The 12,426-nt window shown below is 71.1% G+C and carries 9 protein-coding genes; 3 read left to right on the top strand and 6 right to left on the bottom strand.

Features of this window, described 5'->3' with window-relative positions; genetic code table 11:
* Positions 1 to 27: 27 nt before the first annotated feature.
* Complete coding sequence (locus tag OHS33_RS27990) at positions 28 to 1,500, bottom strand: amino acid adenylation domain-containing protein (RefSeq protein WP_330333175.1); 1,473 nt, start codon at positions 1,498 to 1,500, stop codon at positions 28 to 30.
* Positions 1,501 to 1,775: 275 nt separating this feature from the next.
* Between OHS33_RS27990 and sbnA the strand changes: the two genes are divergently transcribed.
* Together sbnA and sbnB are read left to right on the top strand one after the other, a co-directional pair.
* Positions 1,776 to 2,768 (top strand): 2,3-diaminopropionate biosynthesis protein SbnA, encoded by a 993-nt coding sequence (sbnA, locus tag OHS33_RS27985; RefSeq protein ID WP_330333174.1) that lies wholly within the window; start codon positions 1,776 to 1,778, stop codon positions 2,766 to 2,768.
* The gene (gene sbnB, locus OHS33_RS27980; protein ID WP_330333173.1) at positions 2,765 to 3,790 is read left to right on the top strand and encodes a 2,3-diaminopropionate biosynthesis protein SbnB; all 1,026 of its coding nucleotides are present in this window, start codon (positions 2,765 to 2,767) and stop codon (positions 3,788 to 3,790) included. The genes sbnA and sbnB overlap by 4 nt, the downstream gene beginning before the upstream one ends.
* A 108-nt stretch (positions 3,791 to 3,898) precedes the next feature.
* Here the strand turns inward: sbnB and OHS33_RS27975 are convergent, their stop codons facing one another.
* The 5 genes from OHS33_RS27975 to OHS33_RS27955 form a co-directional block, all read right to left on the bottom strand.
* Positions 3,899 to 6,310, bottom strand: a complete 2,412-nt coding sequence (locus OHS33_RS27975; RefSeq protein ID WP_330333172.1) for an aminotransferase class I/II-fold pyridoxal phosphate-dependent enzyme — start codon at positions 6,308 to 6,310, stop codon at positions 3,899 to 3,901.
* Complete coding sequence (gene hppD, locus OHS33_RS27970) at positions 6,310 to 7,329, bottom strand: 4-hydroxyphenylpyruvate dioxygenase (protein WP_330333171.1); 1,020 nt, start codon at positions 7,327 to 7,329, stop codon at positions 6,310 to 6,312. The genes OHS33_RS27975 and hppD overlap by 1 nt, the downstream gene beginning before the upstream one ends.
* A 163-nt stretch (positions 7,330 to 7,492) precedes the next feature.
* A complete protein-coding gene (locus OHS33_RS27965) occupies positions 7,493 to 9,076 on the bottom strand; it encodes an MBL fold metallo-hydrolase (RefSeq protein ID WP_330333170.1) in 1,584 nt (527 codons plus the stop codon).
* Between the two features lie 372 nt (positions 9,077 to 9,448).
* Complete coding sequence (locus OHS33_RS27960) at positions 9,449 to 9,937, bottom strand: YbaK/EbsC family protein (protein WP_330333169.1); 489 nt, start codon at positions 9,935 to 9,937, stop codon at positions 9,449 to 9,451.
* A gap of 192 nt (positions 9,938 to 10,129) precedes the next feature.
* On the bottom strand, positions 10,130 to 10,990 hold the full coding sequence (locus tag OHS33_RS27955) for an ABC transporter ATP-binding protein (protein ID WP_330333168.1): 861 nt from the start codon (positions 10,988 to 10,990) through the stop codon (positions 10,130 to 10,132).
* 365 nt (positions 10,991 to 11,355) lie between these two features.
* On the opposite strand from OHS33_RS27955, the gene OHS33_RS27950 reads away from it, so the two are divergent.
* Positions 11,356 to 12,372 (top strand): threonine ammonia-lyase, encoded by a 1,017-nt coding sequence (locus OHS33_RS27950; protein ID WP_330333167.1) that lies wholly within the window; start codon positions 11,356 to 11,358, stop codon positions 12,370 to 12,372.
* Positions 12,373 to 12,426: the final 54 nt, after the last annotated feature.

Raw genomic sequence — 12,426 nt, 5'->3', positions numbered from 1 at the left:
TTGAACAGGCGGCCGGGCGCTCCCGCCCTACGGCGTACGGGCGAAGTCGTGCACGACCACGGCGACCGCGCCGACGGCGGGGTGCCGTTGCAGGACCGCTTCGATCTCGCCGAGTTCCATCCGGACGCCCGCGATCTTCACCTGGCGGTCGACGCGGCCGAGGTACTGCAGGGCCCCCTGCGGCAGGACCGTCACCGCGTCGCCGGTCCGGTAGAGCCGCCCGGTGGGCGTCTCGCCGAACGGGTCGCGGAAGAAGGCGTCCCGGGTCCGGTCGTGGTCGCCGACGTAGCCGCGCCCCACGCAGACCCCGCCGACGAACAGTTCCCCGGTCTCGCCCGGCGCGCAGGCGTACCAGCCGTCGTCCTCGCGCCGCAGCACGTAGAGGGTGCTGTTGACGACCGGGGTGCCGATGGGCAGGCGCAGCAGGTCGAGGTCGGCGGGGAGCACCGTGTGGTGGGTGACGTCGTCGGAGCACTCGGTCGGGCCGTAGGCGTTCACCAGTCCGGCCTGGGGCATCTCCTGGAGCCAGCGCCGGGCCACCTCGGTCGGCAGTTCCTCACCGGTGGCGAGCATCCACCGCAGGCCCTCCAGCCGGCCCGCCGCCGGGGCGGCGGCCAGGTCGTCCATCAGCAGGCGGACCATCGTGGGCACCAGTTCGACGACGGTGACCCGCTGTTCGTCGACGAGCCGGGCGAACGCCACCGAGTCGTGCGCCGTCGAGTCGCCGACCACGACGACCTCGCCGCCGACCACCAGCGGGCACAGCATCTGCCAGATCGAGATGTCGAATCCGAGGGGGGCGGTCTGCGCGACGACGTCGCGGTCGGTGAGGCCGAGGTCGACGACCTTGGCGAAGAGGTGGTTGAGCATGCCCTGGTGCTCGACGACCGCACCCTTGGGCCTGCCGGTGGAGCCGGAGGTGAACAGGACGTAGCGCGGGTGGTCCGGACCGTCCAGCCGGGCCGGGCCCTGCCACGGCTCGCACGTGGCCGCCCCGGCGGCGCGCACGAGCGGTACGCCCGCCTCGCGGGCCCCCTCGACGAGGGAGGCGGAGGGCGTCTCCCGGTCGGTGTTGACCAGGATCACGGCGCCGGCCTGGCCGAGGACGTCCGCCACCCGGCGGGCCGGCCAGTTGCCGTCCGCGGGCAGGTAGAGCGCGCCGAGGAGTTCGGCGGCCAGGAAGGCGGCGACGACCGTGGTGCCGCGTTCGCCGCCGACGGCCACGACCGTGCCGGGGGTGACCCCCTCACGCTCCATCAGGGTGGCCAGGCGCCGTGCTTCCAGGGCCAGTTCGGCGTACCCGAGCCGCTGGTGGGCGTCGCGCACCGCGGGCCGGTCGCCGTCCCGGGCGAAGCGCTCCACCCGGGTGATCACGGCGTCCGTGAGGTCGACCGCGTGCTCGCGGGTCATCGCCAGCTCGCGCGCGCGCCGGAGTTCACCCGGGGAAATCTCCAGTTCCGGCAGCTCGGCGTGGCCGAGCAGACCATCCACGATCGTCATGAATCCACTCCTTGTGGTCGGCGCTAATAGCCGCTATTGACTGTTCAGGGAATAGCCGGATCTTGCCGGGCTACTTTCCCTCCAGTACGGTAATCCATGCTAGGGCGATCAGATACGGCTTTCATCGCCCGATGGAAAGCACTGCGTAATTTCGCGCGATCCACGGCCATTTGACGGCCGGTCGGCTCGGCGAAACATATCTGAACGCAGCTGCCCGGTCTCATTTCCGACCACTTTCACATCCACTATCCGTCCTGCAGAGGGTGTCCGGCACCATGCCCATCATCAGCTCCCCTCATGAGTTCAATGTCGAGGACCTCTACATAGATCTGCGCAAGGTGAACGACACCCCGCTGTACCTGAAATGCGAGGGTTTCAACTTCGCGGGATCCATCAAAATGAAGGCCGCCGCCGAGATGGTCGACGCCGCGGAACGCGACGGCCTGATCCACCCGGACTCGATCCTGGTCGAATCGTCGTCGGGCAACCTGGGCATCGCGTTGGCCATCATCGCGGCCGACCGCGGCTACCGCTTCGTGTGCGTGACCGACCCCCGGTGCAACTCCACCACCCAGCGGCTGATCCAGTCCCTGGGCGCGGAGGTCCGGGTGATCTCGAAGCAGGACGCCAACCTGGGCTACCTGCACAGCCGGATCCAGTACGTCCGCGACCTGTGTGACTCCAGCGACCGCTACGTGTGGCTCAACCAGTACGCCAACCCGAACAACTGGCGGGCGCACTACGAGCACACGGCGCCCGCCATCGCCCGTACGTTCCCGGACCTGGAGGTCCTGTTCGTCGGCGCGGGGACCACGGGCACCCTGATGGGGTGCGCGCGCTTCTTCAAGGACCACCGCAAGCCGGTCACGATCGTGGCCGTCGACGCCGTCGGTTCGGTCACCTTCGGCGGCATCCCGGAGCGCCGGGTGGTCCCGGGCCTCGGCACCAGCACGCGCCCTGAACTGGTCGACGAGTCCTGCATCGACGACGTCGTGCACGTCTCCGAGACCGACACCATCGGCGTCTGCCACGCCCTGGCCGCCAAGGGCTTCGTGCTCGGCGGGTCGACCGGGACGGTGGTGAGCGGCGCCGCCCGCTGGCTGGGCGAGAAGTACCCGGGCGAGGACCCCGTGGCGGTCGCCATCTCCCCCGACCTCGGCGAGCGTTACCTCGCCTCCATCTACGACGAGGGCTGGCTGCGCGAGCACTTCGGCCCGGACAGCCCGTCGTCCACCCCCTCTCCCACCCTTTGGAGCGCACACCCATGACCCAGGCCCCCTCGTTCTCCGTCATCTCCGGCGAGCAGGTCGTCGACGTCCTGCACGGCCACGAGAAGCAGGTCACCGCGATGGTCGAGAAGGCGTACCGCCTGCACGGCCAGGGCCTGACGGTGAACCCCGACTCCTACTTCCTCCGGTTCCCCGAGCGGCCGTCCTCCCGGATCATCGCGCTGCCCGCCTCGGTCGGGGGTGACGTGGACGTCCACGGCATCAAGTGGATCTCCTCGTTCCCCGAGAACGTCGCCGCCGGCATCCCGCGGGCCTCCGCCGTGCTCGTCCTCAACGACACCACGACCGGCTACCCGATGGCCTGTCTGGAGAGTTCCGTCATCAGCGCGTCGCGGACCGCCGCCTCCGCCGCCCTGGCGGCGGTGACACTCGCCGAGCGCCGCGGGGTCACCCCGCGCCGGGTCGGTTTCATCGGGGTCGGGCTGATCGCCCGCTACCTGCACACCTATCTGGTGGCCAACGGCCTCGCCTTCGACGAGGTGGGCGTCTTCGACCTGTCGCGCGAGCACGCGGAGGGCTTCGAGGACTACCTGACCCGCGCCGAGGCCGGACCGGTCACGATCCACGACAGCGCCGACTCCCTCATCACCGGCTCGGACCTGATCGTGCTGGCCACGGTGGCGGGCGAGCCGCACATCACGGACCCCGCGCTGTTCGCCCACAACCCGCTGGTCCTGCACGTCTCGCTGCGCGACCTCTCCCCCGAGATCATCCTGTCCTCCTACAACATCGTCGACGACGTCGACCACTGCCTGAAGGCCGACACGTCGCCGCACCTGGCGGAACAGGCCACCGGCAACCGGGACTTCGTCGACGGCACCCTCTACGACCTGCTGGAGGGACGGACCACTCCCCCGGCCGACCGGCCCGTCGTGTTCTCCCCGTTCGGCCTGGGCGTGCTCGACCTGGCGGTCGCCAAGTACATCTACGACGAGGTGCGGACGGACGGCACGCTGCAGACCGTGCCCGGCTTCTTCCACGAGATGAAGCGCTACGGCTGAACCGACGCTCCCGGAACACCACGAAGGGCCCGCCTCAACGGCGGGCCCTTCGTGGTGTGGGGGGTGTGGGGAGTGTGGGGGGTGTGGGAAGTGGGGGGACGGTCCGGGTCAGGGACGGACGCCCGTGCGGGACCTGACGTAGGCGGCCAGCCGCTCGATGCCCTCGCCGATCCGCTCGTGCGTCAGATAGCTGACGGAGAGGCGCAGGCTGCGCTCACCGCCGCCCTGCGGGTAGAAGTAGGACATCGGCGTCCAGATGACTCCGAACTCCTCCGCGCAGACCTCCAGGGCCGCGTTGTCCGCGACGAACGGCACGTCGACGGCGAGGAAGAAGCCACCGCTCGGCTCGTTCCAGCGGATGCCCAGGGCCGCCCGCTCGGCCTCGGGGAAGCACCGGTCCAGCTCTTCGAGCGTGACCCGCATCGCGTCCCCGTAGTAGGCGGCCGTCCCGGCGTTCAGCTCGGTGGTCCGCCCGCCCGCGGCGAGCAGCATGCCGGCCACCACCGCCTGGCTGAGCGGGGAGGTGTTCACCGTCACCATGCTCTTGATCCGGGTGAGTTCGTCCGCCAGCAGGCCGGTGGAGCCGTCGGCGGCCACGACGGTCTGGTCGGCGACCACGAAGCCCACCCGGGCGCCCGGGAACAGCGTCTTGGAGTACGAGCCCAGGTGGACGACGTGACGGCCGCGGTCGAGGGACTTCAGGGTCGGCAGCTGCTTGCCCGGGCTGACCATCCGGTAGGGGCTGTCCTCCAGGATGAGGATGCCGTGGCGGGCCGCGAGGTCGAGCAGTTCCAGGCGCTGGTCCAGCGGCATCGTCGTACCGGACGGGTTGGAGTGGTCCGGGACCACGTAGAACGCGCGGGGCCGGCGTCCCCTCGCCCGCTCGTCCAGGATCGCCCGCTCCAGGTCGGCGCAGCGGAAGCCGTCGGCCGATTCCTCGACCGCGGTCGGCTCGATGTCGAACAGCCGGGCCGCTCCGGTGATGCCCACGTAGCAGGGGCTGGAGACCAGCAGGACGTCCTCGGGCCCGGAGATGAGCGCCCGGACCGCCAGGAGCATCGCCTCCTGGGCGCCGACGGTGACCACGACGGATTCCGGGGAGACCGCCACGCCCTCGTCCGCCAGCAGCGTCTCGGCGATCAGCTCGCGGATCTGGCCTGCCGTGGGCCCGTACTGGAAGAGCGCCGAGCGGATCTCCTCGGGGGACGCCCCGCCCTCGCCCAGGTGGTCGAGGTAGCGGCGCAGGTGGGTGAAGATCTGCTCGGTCTCGAAGAAGCCCGCGTACGGGCGGCCGGGCGCGAAGGAGACCGCGTCGGGGTAGCGGTGGGTGACCTCGTTGAGGAAGTTCATCGTGTCGAGCACGGGGTCGCAGACGCTGCCGTGCAGGTCTTCCTTGCGCAGGTCGCCGGTGCCGGCGGCCCGCTGCGTGACCGGCGGCCGCTGCGGCGCCGGGTCCGGCGGGGGCGTGCCCGTCACCAGGTGCGGGCCGGCGTCCGCGGCCGAGCCGGTGCCCGTGAGCACCATCGCCTCGGCGAGTTCGGCGGCGACCAGGCCGAGTACGTGTTCCACGCCCTGCTCGCCGTCCACGGCCAGGCCGTGCAGGACGGGCCGCCCGAGGAGGACGGCGTCGGCCCCGAGCGCCAGTGCGGCCAGCACGTCCGCGCCGCGGCGCACTCCGCCGTCGAGGAGCAGCGGGCAGGCGCCCGCGACCGCCTGCGCGATCTCCGGCAGCACCTCCAGCGTCGCCGGGGCACCGTCCAGCTGTCGGCCGCCGTGGTTGGACACCACGATGCCGTCGGCCCCGGCGGCGAGCGCGCGGCGGGCGTCGGAGGCGGTGAGGATGCCCTTGACCAGCACCGGCAGGGAGCTGACGGAGCGCAGCCAGGCGACCACCGACCAGTCCAGGGACGGATCGAAGGCGGTGCGGGCGTGCCCGCTGGGCGAGGAGAAGCCCGCGCCGTCGAAGTTGGCGGGGACGACCCCGGCGGGCAACTGGAAGTCGTTGCGCAGATCGCGCAGCCGGCGCCCGAGGTGCGGGGCGTCCACGGTCAGGACGAGGGCCTCGAAGCCCGCCCGTTCGGCGCGCTCGACGAGTGCGCGGGTCGTGGCGCGGTCGCGGAAGCAGTACACCTGGAGCCAGAGCGGACCGGTGGCGGCCGCGGCGATGTCCTCGAAGGTGCGGCTCGCCATGGAACTGACCACGAGGGGCAGCCCGGCCCGTCCGGCGCCCCGGGCGGTGGCGACCTCTCCGTCCGGGTGGGCCAGCGTGTGGAAGGCCATCGGCGCGACGCCGAGGGGAGCCGCCCACACGCTGCCCAGGATCTTGGTCTCGGTGGCCGGGGCCCCGATGCCCGTCAGCACCCGGGGGCGCAGCCGGACGCGGTCGAACACCTCCCGGTTCGCCGTAAGGGTGCGCTCGTCTCCGGCGCCGCCCTCCAGGAAGTCCCATACGCCGGGGTCGAGCCTCCGGCGGGCCAGGGCCTCGTAGTCGGCGGTCGTCAGCGGGTCGGCGGCGCCCATCAGGAGGTCAGCCGGTCGCGCTCGACGGCCTCGTACAGGGCCCGGATGTTGGCGCTGCCGAAGCCGCGGGAGCCCTGGCGCTGGATCAGCTCGAAGAAGAGGGTGTTGCGCTCGTACGGGGAGCGGGTGAAGAGCTGGAGCAGGTGGCCCCACTCGTCGCGGTCGGCCAGGACCTGGGCCTTGCGCAGCTCGGCTATCTGGTCGGCCATCCCGTCGAAGCGCTCGGCGAGCATGTCGTAGTAGGTGTCCGGGGTGTTCAGGAACTCCACTCCCCGGTCCCGGGACTCCTCGACCGCGGGGATGATGTCGTCCACGAGGAAGGCGAGGTGCTGCGCTCCCGGGCCGCCGTTGCGCTCCAGGAAGGCGTCGAGCTGGCCGGGCTCCTTGGCCGGGTCCGGCGCGACGAGGGTGAAGGTGACCCCGCCGGAGTCGCTCCGCACCACGACGGAGTCCATCGCCTGGCCGCCGACGGCGACGTACTCCGAGGAGTAGCGGGAGAAGCCGAAGGCGTCCCGGTAGAAGTCGGCGTAGTCGTGGAGGGTGTTGCCCGCGAGGCAGACCGCGATGTGGTCCAGCAGCCGGATCCGGGACGGTTCGGTGACGGTCACCCGCGGGCTGGGGGTCCAGCGGCGGCCGTCGGCGAGCAGGCCGCCGGGCGTGGCGGGCCCGGACAGCAGGGTGTGGGCGACGCTGCCGAAGCCCGAGACGACGACGTTGCCGCGGGTCGAGGCGAGCGGCGCGGCTCCGGCCGCCACCGCCCGTTCGCCCGCCGCACTCGCGTCGTCGCAGGTCATGGCGATGTCGGCGATGCCTTCACCGTGATGGTCGAGGAACTTCCAAATGCCGCGGCCCGAAGTGACCACCAGCCGTACGTCCCCCTGCCGCAGCAGGATCGAGCTGCGGTCCACCTCCACCGAGTCCGCGACTCTGGTGAAGCCGAGGGCCGATACGAAGTAGTCGACGGCGGAGACTTTGTCGGATGCGAACAATTCGACATATGCGATGTCCTGCACAGCCATGGTGCTAGCTACCTCCTGAACGGCCGACGGCCGGTGGTGTTTCGTGGGTGACGTGGCGTTGCGGAGCCGGGCACCGGGGGGACGGGGGCGGGCGGGACCCCCGGTCTCCGCACATGACGAATCCCGGGTGTCCCGCCCGACGAGCCCTATCGACGCCGGGTGGTTACCAGCGCCATTCCTGCTGCTTGAAGAGGTGACCGGCGGTGATGTCGCGGTCCTTGCACCAGGTGAGGAACTCCTCGATCTGCTTGATCTGGTAGGTGTCCTCGGTGTAGGTGGTGGCCATGACGTGGCCGAGCCAGTCCTCTTCGCCCATGGCGTAGACGTACGCCTCGGTGGCGCCCAGCTCCGTCATGATGGCGGCGGCCTGCTCCGCGTTGGATCCGGAGAGCTTGCGCGAGTTGCTCATCTTCTTGGTGACCGGGATGGTCAGCAGCGCCTGGTAGAGCCAGGTCAGCGGGGCGCCGTCGCACTCCATGCCAAGGAAGGCGATGTCGGCGGTGCCCAGGTGCTCCTTGATGTAGCGGTACAGGGCCGGCTCGATGCCCGAGGAGTCGGCGCCGATGAAGACCTTCTTGCCGGCCAGTTCGGCCCAGTAGGTCGACTTGGCACGGATGTCGAGGTCACAGTGCTCGCCGAGGAACGGCGTGGCGGTGATCTTGCCGCCGGGGAACTCGACCTCGTCGAAGTCGTCGACCTCGATGACGTTGAAGCCCTGGTTGCGGAGCATCAGCGCCATCGACGGGTCCGCGAGGTTGCCGCGCGAGGAGCGCGGAACGACGATCGCGCCGAGACGGCCGCGCATCTGGAGGAGCGTCTCCAGGACGATGTGGTCCTGGTGGCCGTGGGTGATGAGGACCAGGTCGATGTAGTCCGGCAGGTCCTCCAGCGTGAAGCGGTCGTCCTTGTCGCTGTCGGCGCTGATGAAGGGGTCGGTGACGATCGCGGCCTCGGGCGTCTGGAGGACCAGGCAGGCGTGACCGAAGTAGCGGATGCGGCCGCCGCCCTCGATGTGACGGTCCGGCGAGAGGCTCGGGGCGTCGGTGAGCATGGTCGCCAGGTGGGCGGTCTGCTCGTCGTCGAGCTCCAGCGCCTCGCGCAGGTGGGCGAGGGTGGTGCCGTGCACACGGGCCTTGAACAGCTCGGCGAGGCCGGGGTGGTTGAACGGGATGTCCAGCTCCAGGACGTCCGGCGAGGGCAGGCGCGGGGTGCTCAGGATGAACGGGCGCTCGATGCCGGTCTCGAAGGACAGCTGAACCGACTGGCGGCCCTGCTGGTAGACGTCGCTCTTGTAGACGACCGGCTCCATGAAGCGCATCTGCGCCTGGTTGTCGGTGTCGTAGGCGAGTTCGATGAGTCCGCCGAGCTCGGCGGGCATCTTCGGGTAGAGCGGGGTGAGGTCGAAGCCGGTGGCGTTCGCCCGCAGGGTCTCCTGGCCCGCCGCGATCGCCTCGGCGAAGCGGAGCATCGGGGCCCGGTCCTTCTTGATCGAGGCGACCAGGTCACGGACCTCGTCGGCGCGCTCCTCCGGGATGTTGACGAAGTAGCCGCCGCGCAGCTCGGGGTTGTTGCTGGCCGCGACGTGCACCTGCGGGGACTGCAGGTACGACTCCAGCAGCGGAAGCTGCAGGAACGCGAGGTTCATGGCGGCCTGGACCGGGGCCACGGTGTACGGCCAGGCGAAGAACCTGTCCACCAGCGGCTCGATGATGACCTTGGACTTCAGATACAGCAGCTCGTCGGACATCTGCGTCCCTCTCTCCAGCAGAAAGCGAAATAATTGACCAACCGACCGGTTATCGCTACCGGAATTCGGTGCGCCGGGCCGGTCGGCGATGGAAATGACGGCCAGAGAGAATCAGCTAAGACCTGAAGCCAGGGAGCCGAAGAAACTGCATCCGCTCCGCCACACAAAGCTCACCGCACGCAGAGCGCTCTCCTCAATCAGGATGACCTGAGGCCCTGCGGTGGATCAATACTCGGCGGCGGGGAAAGGCCGTTGAACACCGCCGGGCGGCGCGGCGCCGCGCGAAATTCGCGGCAGCGCCGGCCGCCCGCTGTACAACTGCGTCGGCGCGTCGGTTGAACGGCGCCTCGCCGGCCGTGCCGTGAAGGACCGTCAGACGGCTATCGCCGCGACGTCCGGACGGGCGAGGCGCTGGTAGTCCGCGACGGACAGGGCGACCGACAGGTCGAGGCGCCCCGCGTTGAAGTAGATCTCGTCGTGGACCAGCAGGCCTTCGTCGACGAGCAGGTCCAGCTCGGCGGAGAAGGCGAACGGGGTGATGGACCCGCTGACGCTGCCCGCGAGGCGCTCGGCGACCTCCTGGGTCGCGAAGGAGGCCTCCCGGCCGCCGTAGCGCAGCGCCAGGGCGGGCAGGTCGACCCGCCGGTCGCCGGGAACCACCGCGAGCACGTAGCGGCGGGACCGCTTGCCGGTCGCCACCCGGATCACGATGGACTTGGCGGCCTGCTCCAGCGGGTGTCGGCGCAATTCGCTGGCGACATCGGTGCGGCCCTCGGGTTCGTGCGGGATGGTGCGGTAGGACGCGTCCCCGGACGCGAGGAGTTCGGTCAGGCGCTGGAAGGCATCGCGGTCCTCAGACATTCAGGTCCTCCTCGGACTGGTGGGTGGTGACGGTTCGGGGGCAGTGGGGGCGGCAGTACACCGTTCCTCCGTAGGCAGATGGGCGCCGCCGGGACATCGCCGACGGCCGTGACATGCGCCCAGCGGGATCCGACCGCAGGCTGGACAACCTCCGCGCACGGCTCGTGGGGTGCGCAGGGCAGGGGCAGGGCCTCAGCGCCCGGGGGTTCCCGGGGTGAGTTCGTGCAGCGGTACGACGTTCAGGAAGGCGACGTCGCCGATGCGCCGGGCGCTCAGGCCCGTCACCGTCAGCGAGTTGTCGTCGTTCACCAGCACCGACGCGCCCTCGTCGGTCAGCAGGGTGCACAGCACCTCGACGTCGGGGGTCCGCACCGACACCGGGGAGCGGTCGGGGCGGACGGCGAGCCGCGCCGCGCGTTGCCCCGCGACCAGCTCACCGCGCTCGATGATCACCAGCTCGTCCACCAGCTCGGCGAGCTGGAGGGGCAGTTGACCGGAGACGAGCACCGTGCGGTCCTCGGCGGCCAGCCGCTGGAACAGGTCCCTGGCCCAGCGCAGACCGCGCTCGTCCAGTCCGCCCAGCGGCTCGTCCAGCACCAGGACGGGCGGGTCGGCGAGCAGCGCGCAGGCGACGCCGAGGCGTTGGCGCATGCCCAGCGGGAAGGTGCCGACCCGGCGGTGCTCCGCCCCGGTCAGCCCGGCCTCGTCCAGCAGCGCGTCCACCCGGGCCCGCGGTACGCCGTAGCGGCGGGCCGCCCCGGTCAGGTACTCCCGCGCGGTGTTCCCCACGTGCGGGCAGTAGACGCCGTGGGTGGCGAGCAGTACGCCGACCTCCTGCGGGCCGGGCGGGTGGTCCTGGAACTCCCGGCCGCCGATCGTGGCGCTGCCGGACGTCGGGGCGCTCAGCCCCAGCAGCACCCGGAGCGTGGTGGTCTTGCCCGCGCCGGCCGGACCGAGGAGTCCGGTGACGCGTCCGGAACCGACCGTGAAGCTGAGGCCGTTGACGGCCGTGACGGTGCCGTAGCGCTTCGTCAGTTCCCTGATCTCGATCATCATCACCATCGTGGAGTGGACCGGGCCCGCACCGCATCGGGCGGGGTCGTCGACCGCCGGCGGACCTGCCCGCCGTGGGATGTCGCCCGCGCTCCGATGCCGCCTGCGGGCGGATCTGATTTCTCTCGCCGCGGCGGAAGCCGACGACGGTACTCACCCGCCGTCCCCCCGGTGAACCACCGGGGCTCCATTGCCCGAGCCTTTCGGACGAAGAACCCTCGCTGCAAGGATGACGGGAACTTCTGCACTGTCCACAGAAAGCCTTTAAGGAGGCCCCTCGATGGGCAATACATCGGCGTGGAACATATGCCTCGGGACGGGCGGCCGAAATGAATTCGGTGGCCCGTACGGAATGGCGGCGCGGAATGTCTGATTACCTTATCGGACGTTCCCGCACCCTGACGGCCGACGTACGGATCGACCGCACCGACGTCGACCGTGCCCGCCGCGAACTCGCCGGGCGGGTCTGGCGCACCCCGGTGGTGCGCTGCGACCAGCTGGACGCCCTCGCGGGCACCCGCCTGTGGCTGAAGGCCGAAAACCTCCAGCGCGGCGGGTCGTTCAAGGTCCGCGGCGCCCTCCTGGCCGTCGACGAACTCGCCCGCTCCGGAAGCCGGGGCGTGGTCGCGCAGAGCACGGGCAACCATGCGATCGCCGTGGCCCTCGCGGCCCGTGAACACCGGCTGCCCGCCACGTTCGTCCTTCCGTCGGACGCACCGGCCGGCAAGATCCGGCGGATCCGCGCCACCGGCGCCGAGGTGCTCACCGTGGGGACGCTTCTGGCCGAACGGGTCGCCGTGGTCGAGGAGTTGAGGGAGCGGCACGGTTACGACACCGTCGACCCCTACGAGAACCCGCGGGTGGTCCTCGGCCAGGCCACCGCCACCGCCGAACTGCTCGCCCAAGTGGTCGCCGAGGGCGCCCGGCTGGACGCCGTCGTCGTCCCCGTCGGCGGTGGCAGCGCCGTCGCCGGTGCGTGCCTGGCCGCCGCCGGATCCGGTACGGCGGTGATCGGGGCGGAACCCGAGGCCGTACCGGCCCTCACGGCCGCCCTGCGGGCGGGCCGCCCGGTGACCGTGTCCGCCGGTCACACCATGGCCGACGGGCTGCGCCCCGACCGGATCGGCGCGCTGCCCTTCGACCTCGCCCGGCCGGCGGTCACCTCGGTGGTCACCGTCCGGGAGGCCGCCATCGCCGACGCCCTGCGGGCCGCGTTCCTGCACGTCCGCCTGGTCATCGAGCCGGCGGCGGCCACCGCGCTCGCCGCCGCCCTGTCACACGCCGCCGAACACGGCGGTGACGTCGGGGTCCTGCTCAGCGGGGGAAACGTCGAGCCGGGCCTGATCACTTCGGTGCTCGCCGAGCAGGACAGCCTCGTCTGACACCTCCCCGCACCCGGCCCCGCGGGGGTGGGCCGCCCGGTCGTCTCCGACCGG

Source organism: Streptomyces sp. NBC_00536 (assembly GCF_036346295.1).
Classification (GTDB): Bacteria; Actinomycetota; Actinomycetes; order Streptomycetales; family Streptomycetaceae; genus Streptomyces.
This window is presented reverse-complemented; position numbering and strand designations above follow the sequence as displayed.